17 protein-coding genes and 1 pseudogene are annotated in these 15748 nt (G+C 71.2%); 9 read left to right on the top strand and 9 right to left on the bottom strand.

Features of this window, described 5'->3' with window-relative positions:
• Positions 1-70: 70 nt before the first annotated feature.
• Both ACZ418_RS21205 and ACZ418_RS21200 read left to right on the top strand, forming a co-directional pair.
• Entirely contained in the window at positions 71-538 is a 468-nt protein-coding gene (locus tag ACZ418_RS21205; RefSeq protein WP_468364972.1) for a DUF5709 domain-containing protein, read from the top strand.
• Positions 539-565: 27 nt separating this feature from the next.
• Complete coding sequence (locus ACZ418_RS21200) at positions 566-769, top strand: 50S ribosomal protein L31 (RefSeq protein ID WP_468364969.1); 204 nt, start codon at positions 566-568, stop codon at positions 767-769.
• A gap of 62 nt (positions 770-831) precedes the next feature.
• Here ACZ418_RS21200 and ACZ418_RS21195 read toward each other — a convergent pair whose 3' ends face one another.
• On the bottom strand, positions 832-1626 hold the full coding sequence (locus ACZ418_RS21195; RefSeq protein ID WP_468364967.1) for a metal-dependent hydrolase: 795 nt from the start codon (positions 1624-1626) through the stop codon (positions 832-834).
• Positions 1627-1771: 145 nt separating this feature from the next.
• Here ACZ418_RS21195 and ACZ418_RS21190 point away from each other — a divergent pair, with 145 nt between their 5' ends.
• Both ACZ418_RS21190 and ACZ418_RS21185 read left to right on the top strand, forming a co-directional pair.
• Complete coding sequence (locus ACZ418_RS21190; protein ID WP_468364965.1) at positions 1772-4285, top strand: DEAD/DEAH box helicase; 2514 nt, start codon at positions 1772-1774, stop codon at positions 4283-4285.
• Between the two features lie 52 nt (positions 4286-4337).
• On the top strand, positions 4338-5204 hold the full coding sequence (locus ACZ418_RS21185) for an acyl-CoA thioesterase (RefSeq protein WP_468364963.1): 867 nt from the start codon (positions 4338-4340) through the stop codon (positions 5202-5204).
• 31 nt (positions 5205-5235) lie between these two features.
• Here the strand turns inward: ACZ418_RS21185 and ACZ418_RS21180 are convergent, their stop codons facing one another.
• Together ACZ418_RS21180 and ACZ418_RS21175 are read right to left on the bottom strand one after the other, a co-directional pair.
• On the bottom strand, positions 5236-6405 hold the full coding sequence (locus ACZ418_RS21180) for a DUF6397 family protein (RefSeq protein WP_468364961.1): 1170 nt from the start codon (positions 6403-6405) through the stop codon (positions 5236-5238).
• Positions 6406-6531: 126 nt separating this feature from the next.
• Complete coding sequence (locus ACZ418_RS21175; protein ID WP_468364959.1) at positions 6532-6945, bottom strand: roadblock/LC7 domain-containing protein; 414 nt, start codon at positions 6943-6945, stop codon at positions 6532-6534.
• A 92-nt stretch (positions 6946-7037) separates the two neighbouring features.
• On the opposite strand from ACZ418_RS21175, the gene ACZ418_RS21170 reads away from it, so the two are divergent.
• Complete coding sequence (locus tag ACZ418_RS21170) at positions 7038-7466, top strand: PPOX class F420-dependent oxidoreductase (RefSeq protein ID WP_468364957.1); 429 nt, start codon at positions 7038-7040, stop codon at positions 7464-7466.
• Between the two features lie 9 nt (positions 7467-7475).
• On the opposite strand, the gene ACZ418_RS21165 is transcribed toward ACZ418_RS21170, so the two are convergent.
• The 5 genes from ACZ418_RS21165 to ACZ418_RS21145 all read right to left on the bottom strand — a co-directional run bounded on the left by ACZ418_RS21165 (position 7476) and on the right by ACZ418_RS21145 (position 12499).
• Positions 7476-8078, bottom strand: coding sequence for a GTP-binding protein (locus tag ACZ418_RS21165; protein ID WP_468364954.1), 603 nt, complete (start codon positions 8076-8078; stop codon positions 7476-7478).
• 194 nt (positions 8079-8272) lie between these two features.
• Positions 8273-8683 (bottom strand): DUF742 domain-containing protein, encoded by a 411-nt coding sequence (locus tag ACZ418_RS21160; protein WP_468364951.1) that lies wholly within the window; start codon positions 8681-8683, stop codon positions 8273-8275.
• A gap of 19 nt (positions 8684-8702) precedes the next feature.
• The gene (locus ACZ418_RS21155) at positions 8703-9140 is read right to left on the bottom strand and encodes a roadblock/LC7 domain-containing protein (RefSeq protein WP_451006295.1); all 438 of its coding nucleotides are present in this window, start codon (positions 9138-9140) and stop codon (positions 8703-8705) included.
• Positions 9137-11677, bottom strand: coding sequence for a sensor histidine kinase (locus tag ACZ418_RS21150; protein WP_468364949.1), 2541 nt, complete (start codon positions 11675-11677; stop codon positions 9137-9139). Before ACZ418_RS21150 ends, ACZ418_RS21155 begins: the two co-directional genes overlap by 4 nt.
• A 48-nt stretch (positions 11678-11725) precedes the next feature.
• The gene (locus ACZ418_RS21145) at positions 11726-12499 is read right to left on the bottom strand and encodes an MHYT domain-containing protein (protein WP_468364946.1); all 774 of its coding nucleotides are present in this window, start codon (positions 12497-12499) and stop codon (positions 11726-11728) included.
• 150 nt (positions 12500-12649) lie between these two features.
• Between ACZ418_RS21145 and ACZ418_RS21140 the strand changes: the two genes are divergently transcribed.
• Positions 12650-13261: a class I SAM-dependent methyltransferase gene (locus tag ACZ418_RS21140; RefSeq protein WP_468364944.1), complete on the top strand. Its 612-nt coding sequence runs from the start codon at positions 12650-12652 to the stop codon at positions 13259-13261.
• 11 nt (positions 13262-13272) lie between these two features.
• Positions 13273-13434, top strand: a pseudogene (locus ACZ418_RS21135) (PadR family transcriptional regulator); the annotation flags it as partial.
• Here ACZ418_RS21135 and ACZ418_RS21130 read toward each other — a convergent pair.
• On the bottom strand, positions 13411-14316 hold the full coding sequence (locus tag ACZ418_RS21130; protein WP_468364942.1) for an oxygenase MpaB family protein: 906 nt from the start codon (positions 14314-14316) through the stop codon (positions 13411-13413). The pseudogene ACZ418_RS21135 and the gene ACZ418_RS21130 sit on opposite strands and share 24 nt — an antisense overlap.
• A gap of 98 nt (positions 14317-14414) precedes the next feature.
• Between ACZ418_RS21130 and ACZ418_RS21125 the strand changes: the two genes are divergently transcribed.
• Both ACZ418_RS21125 and ACZ418_RS21120 read left to right on the top strand, forming a co-directional pair.
• Positions 14415-14711: a hypothetical protein gene (locus ACZ418_RS21125; RefSeq protein WP_468364939.1), complete on the top strand. Its 297-nt coding sequence runs from the start codon at positions 14415-14417 to the stop codon at positions 14709-14711.
• 141 nt (positions 14712-14852) lie between these two features.
• Positions 14853-15731, top strand: coding sequence for a hypothetical protein (locus tag ACZ418_RS21120; RefSeq protein WP_468364937.1), 879 nt, complete (start codon positions 14853-14855; stop codon positions 15729-15731).
• Positions 15732-15748: the final 17 nt, after the last annotated feature.

The raw sequence follows: 15748 nt of genomic DNA, 5'->3' as shown, positions 1-15748 counted from the left end.
TACCAGGCGTGCCGGCGGCCCGCCGCCCATTGCGGTGGCACCCGGCCGTCCTCACCATCTGGAGGTACTCGTGGACAGCGTCGACGGCTGGGGGGACGACGTCTACCAGCCCGATCCCTCGGAGATCCGGGAGGACTCGGGGGTGCTCGACGTCGAGGACACACTGGATTTCGATGGCGTCAACGACCCGCTCGACCGTGGCTGGTCCCCGCCCGAGCGCCCCTGGGCGGTGGAGCACACAGGGGTGACGGCGGCCGAACGCCAGGCGGGCGAGACCCTCGACCAGCGGCTCGCCGAGGAGCAGCCCGACCTCGTCGCCCGCGACGGTGACGACATCGGTGACCACGACACCGACGGGGAACTCCTCGACAACGAGGTCGGCAACCTCCGCTCCGGCCGCCTGGTGGCACCGGACGAAGGGGCGCACGAGGATGAGGAGGCCGCCCTCGTCGCCAACGATGTCGGCATCGACGGAGCCGCCGCCTCCGCCGAGGAGGCCGCGATGCACATCGTCGACGAGGACTCCCTGCCAGGCTGACCCGACCGCTCCGCACGAGGAGCCCCCATGCAGCGGGACAAGCACCCCGAGTACCACCCCGTGGTCTTCCGTGACCGCGCCGCCTGCTGCGCGTTCCTGACCCGCTCGACCGCGCGGCGCGCGCAGACCATCGAGTGGGACGACGGTCATACCTACCCGGTGATCGACGTGGAGATCATCGCCCGCTTCGAGCGCCGGTACGGCGGGGCGGAGGCCGGCGAGGCGACCTGAGCCACCGCTCAGCCGACCGATCAGGGGCAGGCGGCTCGGCCGACCGACCCAGGGCGGGCGCCTCAGATCACGTTGAGGGCCGCGGCGCAGCCCACCCCGCCGAGCAGCATGAACACGGGCATCAGCACCTTCAGCTCCACCCAGCTCCCGGCCCGGAACCGCATCACCTTCGGCGGCCCCACGGGGTACCAGCGCTTGCGGCCCAAGGGGATCGGCCACAGGATCGGGCAGCCGGACACCGTCAGCGCGTCCCCGATGTCGTGCACCAGCGCACCGAGCACGATCGGCAGCCCCAGCCAGAGATACTCCTGGCCCGGTGCCGTGAACAGCCAGTCGGAGCCGTTGCCCGGCTTGTCCAGGACGCCGGCGAGAATCCACGCGGTGGTCGCTGCCAACAGCCAGACCAGGACATCGCTGCTGGAGCCACGCGCCGCCCGCCACAGCAGCCCCTCGATGGCCAGCACCATGTGCACGAAAAGGATCGCCAGCACTGCCCAGCGGCCCCCCGCGATCGCCGCCCCCGAGCACCCGGCGCCGATCAGGACCGCCCACAGCCAGGTGTGCGTCAGCGTCCGGTGACCTCCGGAGCGACGCGGGTCGCCCTTCATCCGGGTCGCCTTGTAGACGGCGTACGACAGCTTGTCCACGATCTCGCAGATCCAGCGCGAGATCGGCCCGAAGGCCCGCGAGATCGTGGCCGCCTTGTGGTCGAGGTCCGGGGCAAGCGCGGCGCCGGCGCAGATCAGGGCGCCGACGAGGAGGACCGGCCAGGGCATCGGGTGACCTGCCGCGGCGGCTGCCGCTCCGACGCCGAGCCAGGCCGCGGCCCCCGACAGTGAGTGTGCTGGTCCCATCATGGCCGCTTCCCGCCCCATTCCTCGTGTTCCGCTGTCCAGTTGACCTGGTGCGCTGACCAGTCGTCGGCGCCACAGCGTAGCGGTCGTGATCTTCCTGCCCGCAGCCGATTCCCCTCTCGGGGTCGAGGCCAGGCAAGATGGGTGCGTGACCCTCATCGATCAGCTGCCGCCGACCGCCGACCCCGACGCCCTGTACGAAGCCTTCGAGTCGTGGGCGCAGGAGCGCGGCCTCACCCTCTACCCCCACCAGGAGGAGGCGCTGATCGAGGTGGTCTCCGGGGCGAACGTGATCGTCTCGACGCCCACCGGCTCCGGCAAGAGCATGATCGCCGCGGGCGCGCACTTCGCCGCGCTGGCCCGGGACGAGGTCACCTTCTACACGGCCCCGATCAAGGCCCTGGTGTCGGAGAAGTTCTTCGAGCTGTGCAAGCTGTTCGGCACCGAGAACGTCGGCATGCTCACCGGCGACGCCTCCGTGAACGCCGACGCGCCCGTGATCTGCTGCACCGCCGAGGTCCTGGCGTCGATCGCGCTGCGCGACGGCAAGGACGCGGACGTCGGCCAGGTCGTCATGGACGAGTTCCACTTCTACGCCGAGGGCGACCGCGGCTGGGCCTGGCAGATCCCGCTGCTGGAGCTCCCCCAGGCGCAGTTCATCCTGATGTCGGCCACTTTGGGCGATGTGTCGTTCTTCGAGAAGGACCTCACGCGCCGCACCGGCCGCCCCACGTCGGTGGTCCGCTCGGCGACCCGCCCGGTGCCCCTCTCCTACGAGTACAAGCTCACCCCGCTCACCGAGACGCTCACCGACCTGCTGGAGACCAAGCAGGCCCCGGTGTACATCGTGCACTTCACACAGGCGCAGGCCGTGGAGCGGGCGCAGGCGCTGATGAGCATCAACATGTGCTCGCGCGAGGAGAAGGACCAGATCGCCGAGCTGATCGGAAACTTCCGCTTCACCACCAAGTTCGGCCGCAACCTCTCCCGTTACGTACGGCACGGCATCGGCGTCCACCACGCCGGCATGCTGCCCAAGTACCGCCGCTTGGTGGAGAAGCTCGCCCAGGCGGGCCTGCTCAAGGTCATCTGCGGCACGGACACGCTCGGCGTGGGCGTCAACGTGCCCATTCGCACGGTGCTGTTCACGGCTCTCACCAAGTACGACGGCAGCCGGGTGCGCACACTGCGCGCCCGGGAGTTCCACCAGATCGCGGGCCGGGCCGGCCGGGCCGGTTTCGACACGGCGGGGCTCGTCGTGGCTCAGGCGCCGGAGCACGTCATCGAGAACGAGAAAGCGCTGGCCAAGGCGGGCGACGACCCGAAGAAGCGGCGCAAGGTGGTGCGCAAGAAGGCGCCGGAGGGCTTTGTCGGCTGGACGGACAACACCTTCCAGAAACTGATCGAGTCGGAACCGGAACCGCTGACCTCGCGTTTCCGGGTGACGCACACGATGCTGCTGTCGGTGATCGCCCGCCCGGGCAACGCGTTCGAGGCGATGCGCCACCTCCTGGAGGACAACCACGAGCCGCGCAGGCAGCAGCTGAGGCACATCCGACGGGCGATCGCGATCTACCGGTCGCTGCTCGACGGCGGGATCGTGGAGAAGCTCGACAAGCCCGACGCCGAGGGCCGGATCATCCGGCTCACGGTCGACCTGCAGCAGGACTTCGCGCTCAACCAGCCGCTGTCCACGTTCGCGCTGGCCGCGTTCGAACTCCTCGACCCCGAGTCGCCGTCCTACGCCCTCGACATGGTCTCCGTCGTCGAATCCACTCTGGACGACCCGCGGCAGATCCTCGTCGCCCAGCAGAACAAGGCGCGCGGCGAGGCCGTCGCCGCGATGAAGGCGGACGGGGTCGAGTACGAGGAGCGCATGGAGCGCCTCCAGGACATCACCTACCCGAAGCCGCTGGAGGAGCTGCTCTTCCACGCGTACAACACCTACCGCAAGAGCCACCCCTGGGTCGGCGACCACCCGCTGTCGCCGAAGTCGGTCATCCGGGACATGTACGAACGGGCGCTGTCCTTCACCGAGTTGGTGTCCTTCTACGAACTGGCGCGCACCGAGGGCATCGTGCTGCGCTACCTGGCCAGCGCCTACAAGACCCTCGACCACACCATCCCGGACGACCTGAAGTCCGAGGATCTGCAGGACCTGATCGAGTGGCTCGGCGAGATGGTGCGGCAGGTGGACTCCAGCCTGCTGGACGAATGGGAGCAGCTGGCGAACCCGGAGGAGATGACCGCCGAGGAGGCCCAGGAGAAGGCCGACGAGGTCAAGCCGGTCACCACCAACGCGCGCGCCTTCCGCGTCCTCGTCCGCAACGCCATGTTCCGTCGCGTGGAGCTGGCCGCCCTCGACCAGGTCGAGGAGCTCGGCGAGATGGACGCCGACTCCGGATGGGACGCGCAGGCCTGGGGCGAGGCGATGGACAAGTACTGGGACGAGTACGACGACCTTGGCACCGGCCCCGATGCCCGTGGCCCCAAGCTGCTGGTCATCAACGAGGAGCCGGAGAACGGCATCTGGCGCGTCCGCCAGATCTTCGACGACCCGAACGACGACCACGACTGGGGCATCAGCGCCGAGGTCGATCTCGCGGCCTCGGACGCCGAGGGCCGTGCGGTCGTCCGCGTCACCGACGTGGGCCAGCTGTGAGCGGTTTTCGACCAGTTGTGGCCCAAGGCGTGAGCCAAGGAGAATCCCACCGATGACGAACCCGGCCGAGCGACTGGTCGACCTCCTCGACCTGGATCAGATCGAGGTCAACATCTTCCGTGGCCGAAGCCCGCAGGAGTCGCTCCAGCGGGTCTTCGGCGGCCAGGTGGCGGGCCAGGCACTGGTCGCCGCCGGCCGCACCACGGACGGCGACCGCCCGGTGCACTCGCTGCATGCGTATTTCTTGCGCCCGGGCCGCCCCGGCGTGCCCATCGTGTACCAGGTCGAGCGGGTCCGCGACGGCCGGTCGTTCACCACGCGCCGGGTCACGGCCGTGCAGCAGGGCCGCACGATCTTCAATCTGACCGCCTCCTTTCACAAGCCCGAGGAAGGACCGTTCGAGCACCAGCTGCCGCCGGCCCGGGAGGTGCCCGACCCGGAATCTCTGCCGACGGTCTCCGAGGAGATCCGCAAGCACCTGGGCGCGCTGCCGGAGCAGTTGGAGCGGATGGCGCGCCGCCAGCCCTTCGACATCCGCTACGTCGACCGGCTGCGCTGGAACACCGAGGAGGTCAAGGGGGCCGAGCCGCGCAGCGCCGTGTGGATGCGTGCGGTCGGACCACTCGGTGACGACCCGCTGGTGCACACGTGCGCGCTGACCTACGCCAGTGACATGACCCTCCTGGACGCGGTCCGCATCCCCGTCGAACCGCTGTGGGGGCCGCGGAACTTCGACATGGCCTCGCTGGATCACGCCATGTGGTTCCACCGGCCGTTCCGCGCGGACGAGTGGTTCCTGTACGACCAGGAGTCGCCGATCGCCACCGGTGGCCGAGGCCTGGCCCGCGGGCGCATCTACGACCTGCAGGGGCGTCTGCTCGTCTCGGTTGTCCAGGAGGGCCTGTTCAGGTCCCTATAGCGAGCCGCCGGCAGGCACTGCGGCCGGTGGGTCAGGCCCGCGCGGTCCGGGGGCTTCTCCGCCGCAGCCAGGCACGCAGGCCGCGGTCGGTCCGCGTCCGGGCTTGCTCGGCCCGGCGGTGTCCCCGGCGCGTCGACGACGACGCGGCCGCCGGCACCGTCGGCGTGCGGTGCCACTCGAAGGCTCGGACCACGGGCTCGTCCTTCGGCTCAGGCGGCCCGGGCAGCAGGCCGCCGTTCGCGCCGGACGCCGCTGTCACCCGCCCGCTGACCGGCTCGGGCGGTCCGAGCAGTGTCTCGCGAGTCCGGGCCACGGTCGGCTCCGCTCCAGGCACCGTCGGCTCCGTGGGCCGCGTGACCGTGCGGGCCATGGGCGGGACGGGCCGTGCCACAGCTCGCATGGTCGGCGCGGCGCGCCGGGCGGCCGGGCGCGGGGCCGGCGAGAGGGCGCGCGCCTCTTCGAGCACCCGGGCCAGTTCGCTGCGGAGCCACTCGATCTCGTCCGCGTCCTGCGCGATCGCGATTCGCTCGGCAAGGTGCGCGGCAGGCGATCCCGGAGTGCCGGGGGGCGCGGGCCGGAACCGATGCAGATAGGCACGGTCGTACGGATCCTTGACGAGATCGGCGATCTCGACGGGCGAGAGGAAGGCCGCCACGGCGCCGGCCCGGACCCACGGATCCTCTGCTCGCCGCAGCAGGAACCCCAGGTGGCGTCCGCGCCAGTTGCGGGCGCGCAGGTCCACCCCGGCCTCCAACTGGCCCCGCAGATTCTCGGGGGTGCGCCCCTTGAGCAGGTGGGCGTTCTCGGCTTCCGAGATGAAGTTCCGCAGGTCTTCGGCCAGATACAGCCAGACCACGGCTCGGTACCGGTTCAAATACCACTTCACCGGCACGAACAGACCCAGGCGGGCGAGGCGGGTGAACCGCCCGGCCGGGATCTTCATGAGCGAGGCTCCCTCGGTGGTGCCGACCACCCGCACACGCTCGTGGAGGGTGTCCGGGTAGCCCTCCTGCGCGCGGAGGCGGTCGATCTCCGCGCGCTCCACCCTGCGACCTCCTCCCCCGCCCTCGTCGGGCACGGTCCGGATGTGGCCGAGGTGCACGGCGAGGTCGAACTCGCTTCGTTTGAGGCCCAGTTCCCGGGCGGCTTGGCTCGGGGTGCAGATGGTGGGCCGGGGCGGGCTGAAGGTGGTTGCCGACATGGTCGCACTCCCCCGTGGAGTCGTTGGCTCACGCCCTGTGCGTTCGCCGTGCACACACCGTAGCCAATTCGGTCCAGGGCGTGGTGGCCCTGTGGATAACTCCGCGACGCGAGAAGAAACCGCAGGTCATGCGTCAGCGAGAGGGGGGCGCTCCGGTTTCCTGGCCTCCACGCCGAGGTGCTCGCCGACGCGGTTGACGAGCAGGGTCATCTCGTAGGCGATCTGGCCGATGTCGGCCTCCGCGCCGCTGAGCACGCACAGGCTGCTGCCGGTGCCTGCCGCGGTCACGAACAGCACCGCGTCGTCGTACTCGATCATGGTCTGGCGTACCCTGCCGGCGCCGAAGTGGCGTCCCGATCCCTTGGCCAGGCTGTGCAACCCGGATGCCACGGCGGCCAGATGCTCGGCGTCCTCGCGGCGTAGACCCGTGCTCGCGCCCGTGACCAGTCCGTCGTTCGACAGGACCAGCGCGTGCCGCACGTCGTCCACTCGCTCGGTCAGATCGTCCAGGAGCCAGCCGAGTCCCTGGTTCTGCGCCATCTCCGTCTCCCCGTGTGGTGTCTCCCCCCTGACTGGAGGAACTCCCCGTCAGCCTTCCCCACGTCCGGCGTACGGGCAAGGAGGATGGGCGCATGGCACAGAAGATGACCGACGAGGAATGGCGGGTGTTCGTCTCGCACGGCACCCGGACCGGCAAGCTGTCCACCGTTCGCGCCGATGGGAGCCCTCATGTGGCCCCCATCTGGTTTCTGCTGGACGGGGACGACCTGGTCTTCAACACGGGCAAGGACACGGTGAAGGGGCGCAATCTCGCCCGGGACGGGCGGGTCGCCCTGTGTGTGGACGACGATCGGCCGCCGTTCCACTTCGTGGTGCTGAACGGCCGGGCACGGCTGTCTGAGGACCTGGACGAGGTGCGTCACTGGGCCACCCGGATCGCCGCCCGGTACATGGGGGAGGACCGCGCCGAGGAGTACGGCGCCCGCAACGGCGTTCCGGGCGAGCTGCTGGTCCGGGTCCCGGTCGACCAGGTGGTGGCCGTGAAGGATCTGGCGGCCTGAGCGGCGGGGTCAGCCGACCGAGTCCAGGAGCCGGGCGGTGTGCATCCGCCCGGCGTACTCGACGAGCCGGATCAGGACTTCCTTGCCGGAGTCCCGGTCACGGGCGTCGCACAGCACCACGGGGGTGCCGCGGTCGAGGTCGAGGGCACGTGAGACGTCGTGGGCGCCGTAGGTGCGGGCGCCCGCGAAACAGTTGACGGCCACCACGAACGGGATGCGCCGGTGCTCGAAGTAGTCGACCGCGGGGAAGCAGTCCTCCAGACGCCGGGTGTCGGCGAGGACGACGGCGCCGAGGGCGCCCTGGGACAACTCGTCCCAGAGAAACCAGAAGCGGTCCTGTCCCGGTGTGCCGAAGAGGTAGAGAGACAGGCCGGAGCGGATGGTGATGCGGCCGAAGTCCATGGCGACGGTGGTGGTGACCTTCTGGTCCACGCCGTCGGTGTCGTCCACCAGCTGCCCTGCCTCGCTGAGGAGTTCCTCGGTGCGCAGCGGCCGGATCTCGCTGACGGCCCCGACCAGGGTCGTCTTGCCGACGCCGAACCCACCGGCGACCAGTATCTTCAGCGCCAGGGCGGCGGTGTCGTCGACGGCTTCGGAGTGCTCGGTGGCCATGATCACTTCTCTCGGGAGGGCCGGCTGCGGTCGGCGTCCGTCTGCGGGCGCGAAGGCAGCATGATGACAACGGAGTGGCACCTCCGGGCTGTTGGACCGGAATGCACCTGATGTGACTGACTTGCGTCCGGTCGGAGGCGGAACCCGTACGGATCGGGACGCTGCGCGGCGTACGGCGGCTTGGGAACGTTCATCTACAGCGCTCGCAGTCCCTCGATGACCTCGCGCAGAATCCGCTCGTCGGGCAGGTGGGCCGGCGGCACGGGACGGCTGATGACCACGCAGCCGAGTTCCAGGAGGTCGCCGAGGAGCACCCTGATGACGCCGACGGGAAGGTCGGCGTCCGCCGCGAGTTCGGCGACGGACTGTGTCTCCGTGCGGCACAGCTCGATCAGGGTCCGGTGCTCGGGGCCGAGCGCGGCGTCCTCGAGCGCCGGTGCCGCGGGGTCGAGGGTGACGAGGGCGATCAGGTCGAAGCGCACCCCGGTGGGACCCGGCTGGGTGCGCCCGCCCGTCATCGCGTACGGGCGCACGAGTGGTCCGGCCTCGCCGTCGTACCACTGGCTGCCCGGCTCCCACGGACCGGCGCTCTGGTTCTCGGTCATCTGCGCCGCCTGTTCCGGGTCATCCGGCTGCGGGCGGCTGTGCGGCGACCCGCGGGGGCGTGTACAGGTGCTCGCCGACCCGTTTGACCAGGCGCGCCATCTCGTAGGCGACCAACCCGATGTCGGCGGTGACGGCGGTGAGCACCGCGAGGCAGGAACCGTCACCGGCTGCGGCCACGAAGAGGAACGCGTCGTCCATCTCGACCATGGTCTGCCGCACGCCGCCCGCTCCGAAGTGCCGTCCCGCGCCCTTGGCGAGGCTGTTGAACCCGGAGGCCACGGCGGCGAGGTGCTCGGCGTCCTCCCGCGCGAGGCCGGTGGAGGCGCCGACGGCCAGGCCGTCGTTGGAGAGCACGACGGCGTGCCGTACCTCGCTCACGCGCATCACCAGGTCGTCGAGCAACCAGTCCAGTTCGCCGGAGCGCTGACCGGCACTCGTGTTCGGGTCCTGGATCATGCCGGGTCTCCTTCGCTGCTGTCACTGCCCGTTTCGGGTTCCGGGGCGGCGCCGCGCCCGGGCTGTCTGCCGCCGCCGCGCGTCCAGCCGTCGCGGTAGGCGGCCATGCGGTCCCGCACCAGTTCGGGGGTGCGCCGTTCGTCGTCGTGCCGTGCGGTGTCCCCCGTAGGCGCTTCGGGACGCTGCTGCCGGAGCTGGGGCGCGAGGCTCGCCTGGCGCACACGGCGTGGGAGGTTGTCGGATCTCTCGGAGTCGTTCGGCGGTCGGTGCAGCCTCAAGGCGGTGACTCCGGGGGGTGGGGTTTCGTCTCCGGTTCCATGGGAGGCCGGCTCGTCGACGGCGCCGTGCGGGCCGGGTCCGGTGGCCGCGAGGGCCGGCCGGTCCGACCGCGGGGCGACGGCCTCTTGATGTGGACTTGTCCCGGGCACGCGCGCGTACTCGCGTTCCGGCTCCTGACGGGACTGCTCGCCTTGCTGGGATGGACGTTCCGCCGCGCCACCGTGCAGCAGGGCGGTGGGCAGCAGGACGACTGCGGTGGTGCCTCCGTAGGGGGAGGTCCGCAGATGCACCTTCACGTCATGCCGGGAGGCGAGCCGGCTGACCACGAACAGTCCGAGCCGGTCGCTGTCGAACAGGTCGAGGGCCTCGGACTGTTCGATGCGGCGGTTGGCCTTTGCGAGGGTCTCGGTGCCCATGCCGAGTCCCCGGTCCTCGATCTCCAAGGCGTAGCCGTTGCCGACGGGTTCGCCGGTGACGCGCACCCGCGTGTGGGGCGGCGAGAACTGGGCGGCGTTCTCGACGAGTTCGGCAAGCAGGTGGGTGAGGTCGGCGACGGCGGCGCCGATGACACGGGCCTCGGGGAGCTGACGCACCTCCACGCGCGCGTAGTCCTCGACTTCCGACACGGCGGCCCGTACGACGTTGGTCAGGGACACCGGCATGCGCCAGGCCCGGCCGGGGGCGGCGCCGGAGAGGATGATCAGGCTCTCGGCGTGCCGCCGCATGCGCGTGGTGAGGTGATCCAGGCGGAAGAGGTCGCTCAGTTCGTTGGGGTCGTCCGAGCGGCGCTCCATGCTGTCCAGGAGGCTGAGCTGGCGGTGGACCAGTACCTGGCTGCGGCGGGCCAGGTTGACGAAGACGCCGGAGATTCCGCTGGCGAGTTCGGCCCGTTCCACGGCGGCGCGCAGGGCGGCGCGGTGGACGGTGGTCAGCGCTTCCGAGACCTGCCCCGTCTCGTCCTCGGCGGGTGGTCCAGCGGGCGCCTCCGCCTGGATGTCGATCTCCTCGCCCGCGCGCAGTCTGCGCATCGCTTCCGGGAGTTTGCGGCGGGCGATCTCCAGGGCGTCGTTGCGCAGGCTCACGAGTTCGACCACGAGACCGCGTCCGATGCGGACGGAGATGACGAGTGAGGCGGCGACTGCGGCCAGGCCGAGCAGCACGGCCGCGCCCGCCGGGCTGAGCAGGCCGCGGGTGAACGGGTCGGCCCGGCCCGCGACGGCCCGGCCCGTGTCCGCCGCGATGCCCTGCATGCCGTCCTGCACACGCGCGTGGGCGGCGTTCCAGGCGGCCTGCGGTGCCGCGTCAGCCGGCTTGCCGCCGGGCCCGACCGCGATGATCTTGTCCTCGGTGGCACCGAGGGCGGTGTAGCTGTCGCTGTGGGCCAGATCCTGCCAGGCGGTGCGCTGGGCGGCGGGCAGATCGGCGACCGCGGCCTCGGTGAGGGTACGGCGCGCGGCGACCGCGGCGCCGAACAACCGCAGGCGCTCGCCCTGCAGTTGCCCGGCGGTGCGTGTGCTGCCGAGCAGGGTGTCCTCCTGGGCCAGTGCCTCGGCGGCCCGGCTGAATTCGAGCAGCACGCGCGCGTCCGAGCCGACGTCGTCCCGCTGGATGCCGGTGAGGGCGCCGTCCACGGCGAAGGCCGCGCCGATGGTCTTGGTGTACTGCGCGTACACCGTGTCCCAGCCGGTCTTGCGGTCGAGTACGGCCGTGCGCAGGGCGCTCAGGTGCTCGGCACCGGTGACGAAGGTGTCGAGGCGCCCGGAGACACCGGTCGGCAGTTCCTCGCTGTCGGCGACGGTGTTCCTGTCGCCGAGCCGCAGTTCGGCCACCGCGCGGTCGGTGCGGGCGGCCAGGCTTCGCAGGTCGGTGCCGTCGCCCGCACCCGGCGTGGTGGCGTAGCGCACGGCTGCGGTGCGCTCGGCCTGAAGGGCGGTGACGGCCGCGGCCAACGGGGTGCGTATTTCGGCGTCGACCCGCTGGGACTGCCGTAGCCGGGCCACGTCCTGGGCGGTGGTGACGGTGGCGTACGCCCACAGGGCGAGCAAGGAGACGACCGGCACCATCAGCAGGCTGACCACCTTGGCGCGCACGGTACGGGGGCGCAGGTGCCGGCGTTTGCCACGCGCGCGTGCCTTGACCGGTGGGGTGCCGAGGGGGCGGTCGGCCTCCTCGGCGGCGGGCGGTCCGGCGTGTGCGCGGCGGCCGCGCCGCGGATGCGCGGGAGTGCCGGCTTTCGGGGTGGTACGGGGTGGGCGCATGGCCTCCTCGCTCGGAATGTGGGTCGGGGCGCTCGGGCCGGGCTCCCGCTAGCGGGCGATGCTCTCGACGGGCCGCTGGGCGAAGGCGGATGCCTCTCGCTCGTCGGCCGTGGGCGAGAGGGCGACGAAGGCCGAGGTGATGAACAGGTAGGACCCGAGGCCGACGGCGAGGGGGAAGATGAACTGCATCGCCGTGGCCCCGGGCAGGGTCTCGCCGGAGGGGTTCACATGCACGCTCACCGCGAACATCCCGGTGTAGTGCATGCTGCTGACGGCCGCTCCCATGACGAGCGAGGCGACGGTGACCGCGAGGGGCGACTTGATGTTGAGCCCGGCCCACAGGGCAGCGGTCGCCGCCACGACGGCGATCAGCACCGACACTCCGACGAGGACGGGGTCGTACCTGATGTCTCCGTGCAGCCGGACCGCCACCATGCCCAGGTAGTGCATGCTGGCGACGCCCACCCCGGTGGTGAGGCCGCCGAGCAGGAGCGCCCGGTTGCGGTCGCGGCTGTAACCGACGGCGAAGACGCCGGCGCAGACGACGACCATGGCGACGAGGAGGCTGAGGATGGTCAGCGGCACGTTGTAGCGGATGTCGGTGCCGCTGACGCGGAAGCCGAGCATGGCCACGAAGTGCATGGTCCAGATGCCCGTCCCGATGGCGGAGGCCGCGGTGACGAGCCAGTTGCGGCGCGAACGGCCGGTGGTGGCGAGCGCGCGGACGGTACAGCGCAGTCCGAGCGCGGCGCCCACGCAGGCCATCACGTACGACAGCACGGGGGTCAGCCAGCCGAAGGCGGCGTGGTCCAGGTGTCCCATGGCCAAGGGACGCTAGGGGGCACGGTCGCACAAAGGGGGCGCATTTCGAAAGGTGATGGAATATGACACACAGATGCGACGGAACGATCGCGTCCGGCTCGAACATGTGCGCCTAGGTATCCCCCACGACGGTGAGGAATCATGCGGAACATGAGCGACGACCACACACACGTTCAGGATTTCTTCACCGCCCGCGCGGCCGACTGGGACAGCAGGTTCCCCGACGACGGTCCCGCCTACGCGGCCGCTGTGTCCGGTCTCGGACTGCGGCCGGGCGACCGGGTGTTGGACGCGGGCTGCGGCACGGGGCGCGCCCTGCCGCCGCTGCGGGCCGCCGTGGGACCCTCCGGTGTGGTGCTGGGCGCCGATCTGACGCCGGCGATGCTCGAGGCCGCGGTGCGGGCGGGGCGCGACCGGAACGGGCACCTGCTGCTCGCGGACGTCGCCGCGCTGCCGCTGCGGTCCGGGGCGCTGGACGCCGTGTTCGCGGCCGGCCTGATCGCCCATCTGCCACGCCCGGAGGAGAACCTGCGGGAGCTGGTCCGGGTGGTGCGGCCCGGCGGCATGCTCGCGCTGTTCCACCCCATCGGTCGCGCGGCCCTGGCGGCACGTCAGGGCCGGCGGATCACAGCCGACGACCTGCGCGCCGAGGCCAACCTCGGTCCGCTGCTGGCCCGGTCGGGGTGGAACATGACGTCGTACGTCGACGAGGACGCCCGTTTCCTCGCGCTCGCGGTGCGCGAGCACGAGCGCGAGAACTGAACGTCGTATTCAAGCCAGCGAGTTTCTCCTACGCCGGCGACCGGCCGCTGCGCGCCGAGGAACTGGACGACCCGTTCCGGCGTGGTGGCCTCACCATCGCGTGTGTCACGAGCCGGGCCGAACCGGCGTGGCTGCCGGGGACCCTCGCCTCACTCGACGACGTCAGCCGCTGAGGTGTCCCGGCGCCGCACGGGGCAGCCGCGCAGCCCGGGCACCGGGCGGGTGCCCAGGTCCGCCACCCGGTAGCCGTCCGGGTAGCCCTTGATCTCCCGGTTCTGGCGGGCGAAGTGCGGGGCACGGCGCGGCGGCAGCAGCCGGACGAGCCGGCCACGCGCGCGTACGGCCCGACGCACGAACGCCGAGGTGGCCGCGCCGGGCGGGGAGTAATCGAAGGCGCGCAACAGCGGCTCGTCGAGCAGAGCGAGCGTCGCGGTGCGCAGCAATGGCGCCAGAGGCCGCGGATACCAGGACGCCATCAGGTCGAGTGTGGCGTCGGAGACCCGCCGGAACTGCTCGTCCCAGCCGAAGTGTTCCTCCTCGTACGCGTCGAGGAGCGCCTCGAACTGCTCGTACGTCTCGGGAATGCCGGGAATCCCCATGTGCCGGCCGAGGGTGCGGTAGTACTCGGTGGCGGCGACGATCTCGTGACGCGACAGCCGCCGCCAGCCGTAGGCGTCGATCCAGCGCCTCGGCATCACGACGAAGGTGCTCAGTACGTACCGCATGTCGTCGTCGCTGATGTCGTAGCTGCGGTGCATCTGGTTGATGCGGCGGATCGCGGTACGGCCTTCCTCAGTGGCGAAACCGTGCTCGACGACGGTGTCGAGGAGTAGCACGGTGTCGTCGTACCGCTTCTGCGGGCGCTCGGTCAGCTCCGCCGTCCGCGCGAGCAGCCGCCCGATGCTCGGCACGGCGTACGTGCGGTACAGGGCCAGCTCCAGGGCGCGGGTGTAGTCCCAGGGGAACTCGAACGCCACACTGAGCCGGTAGATCTCCAGGGCGTCCGCCACCGGGTCCAGCCGGCGGATCTGGCCGAGCCGCTCGAAACGCTTCACCGCGTCGTCCCCCTTCTGCCGCAGAAAGTCCAACTCTACGTTGAAATAGAGCAGATGAACGATCGATGATGACCCCGTTCGGGGGAAGGGTAGTCCGCATGTTCGGTCAGATACGCAAGTACGCCGCCAGACTCCGCACCTCCACGCACCCGCAGCCGACAGGCGCTCCGGAGAGACGTGCGCACAACTTGTTCGAAGCGGCGGCCACTTATGTCGCGGCGCGTGCGGAGGACGATCAGGACCGCATGGAGGAGGCGGCGGCCTGGGTGTCGCCGGAGGCGCTGTCGTTCGGGGTGAGCGAACTCGCCTGCCGGGCCGTCCTCGCGTTGGCCCGCGAGCGCGACGAGTCGCCCGCGGCGGTGGCCCGTGATCTCCTCGGGCTGCGCACGGGCTGAGCGGACGCTCCCCGTGCGCCGTGGTCGTTTCGCCCCCGTCCAGGCGGAAACCTGCAGGTCCGCGTGGTGTGAGCAGTCGTGACAAGCGGCTTCCGCTCGCACTAGGGTGCGCGCCGTTGGACGAACCACTGGGAGGCTGGGATGGCCGGAACCGACGACGAGGCCGTCGCCGCCGCAGACGATGCGCTGTACGTGCTGACGGCGGTGCTGCTGACGCCGGCGCAGTTTCCGAGCGTGCTGGGCGACGACTATCCGGAGGCGTGTGCGGCGCTGGGACTCGCCCCCCTCGCCGACGGGTACGGCCTGGTGCTGGGCCAGGACGGCGGCGGTGCGCGCTGGACGGTCGTGATCGACGACGTCTCGCTGGTCGCCGTGGCGATCGCGTCCTGGGACTGCGGCATGGAGTACGAGCTGTCCCCGGACGAGCGCGCCGTCGTGGCCGCTCTGCCGGGCTGGCCGCTGGCGGTCGCCGTCGCGGCTCCCGGTGTGCCCGCCCCGCACGACCCCGATCCCGAGGTGGCGAACCGGCCCGCGCTGAGCCCGCCGGACACCAGCTCCTGGGGACCGGCCCAGCGCCGCCTGGGCGCCGACGAGATAGCCCTGCAGTGGGCGACGTGGCGGGCGCAGATCAACGACGAGGAATTCTCCATGCCCGACGGGCAGGCGAAACCGGACGGGCCTGAGAAGCCTGCCGAGCCGGAGAAGGCCGAGGAGCCGTCGCCGCAGGGCGGGCAGGGCGTGCCGCAGGGCGGCCACCGGGGAATCAGGCGCGTGCTCGCGGAGGCTCGTGCCTACGTCGAGTCGCCGCCGCCACTCGGCCGGGTGCGCTCGTCGTTCGCCCCCGGTGACGCCCGTACGCTGCGCGCCGACGGCCCGGGCTGGTCGATCGTGGCACGCACCGACGACATCGCCTTCGTCCTGCTCGACGACGAGCCCGGCGAGGTCCTTCCGGTGGGCCGGGGCCCCGAGCTGCCGGGCCTGCTGGAGGCACTCGACAAGATGGCCGTACGGCCCATCTGAGGCCGGACGGCGGCGGG

The organism is Streptomyces sp. NPDC030820 (assembly GCF_055572075.1).
This window is presented reverse-complemented; position numbering and strand designations above follow the sequence as displayed.

Coding starts and splice junctions, on each gene's coding strand:
- ACZ418_RS21200 (WP_468364969.1), top strand. CDS start 566: ATGCAGCGGGACAAGCACCCCGAGTACCACCCCGTGGTCTTCCGTGAC.
- ACZ418_RS21195 (WP_468364967.1), bottom strand. CDS start 1,626: ATGATGGGACCAGCACACTCACTGTCGGGGGCCGCGGCCTGGCTCGGC.
- ACZ418_RS21185 (WP_468364963.1), top strand. CDS start 4,338: ATGACGAACCCGGCCGAGCGACTGGTCGACCTCCTCGACCTGGATCAG.
- ACZ418_RS21180 (WP_468364961.1), bottom strand. CDS start 6,405: ATGTCGGCAACCACCTTCAGCCCGCCCCGGCCCACCATCTGCACCCCG.
- ACZ418_RS21175 (WP_468364959.1), bottom strand. CDS start 6,945: ATGGCGCAGAACCAGGGACTCGGCTGGCTCCTGGACGATCTGACCGAG.
- ACZ418_RS21170 (WP_468364957.1), top strand. CDS start 7,038: ATGGCACAGAAGATGACCGACGAGGAATGGCGGGTGTTCGTCTCGCAC.
- ACZ418_RS21165 (WP_468364954.1), bottom strand. CDS start 8,078: ATGGCCACCGAGCACTCCGAAGCCGTCGACGACACCGCCGCCCTGGCG.
- ACZ418_RS21160 (WP_468364951.1), bottom strand. CDS start 8,683: ATGACCGAGAACCAGAGCGCCGGTCCGTGGGAGCCGGGCAGCCAGTGG.
- ACZ418_RS21155 (WP_451006295.1), bottom strand. CDS start 9,140: ATGATCCAGGACCCGAACACGAGTGCCGGTCAGCGCTCCGGCGAACTG.
- ACZ418_RS21150 (WP_468364949.1), bottom strand. CDS start 11,677: ATGCGCCCACCCCGTACCACCCCGAAAGCCGGCACTCCCGCGCATCCG.
- ACZ418_RS21145 (WP_468364946.1), bottom strand. CDS start 12,499: ATGGGACACCTGGACCACGCCGCCTTCGGCTGGCTGACCCCCGTGCTG.
- ACZ418_RS21140 (WP_468364944.1), top strand. CDS start 12,650: ATGAGCGACGACCACACACACGTTCAGGATTTCTTCACCGCCCGCGCG.
- ACZ418_RS21125 (WP_468364939.1), top strand. CDS start 14,415: ATGTTCGGTCAGATACGCAAGTACGCCGCCAGACTCCGCACCTCCACG.
- ACZ418_RS21120 (WP_468364937.1), top strand. CDS start 14,853: ATGGCCGGAACCGACGACGAGGCCGTCGCCGCCGCAGACGATGCGCTG.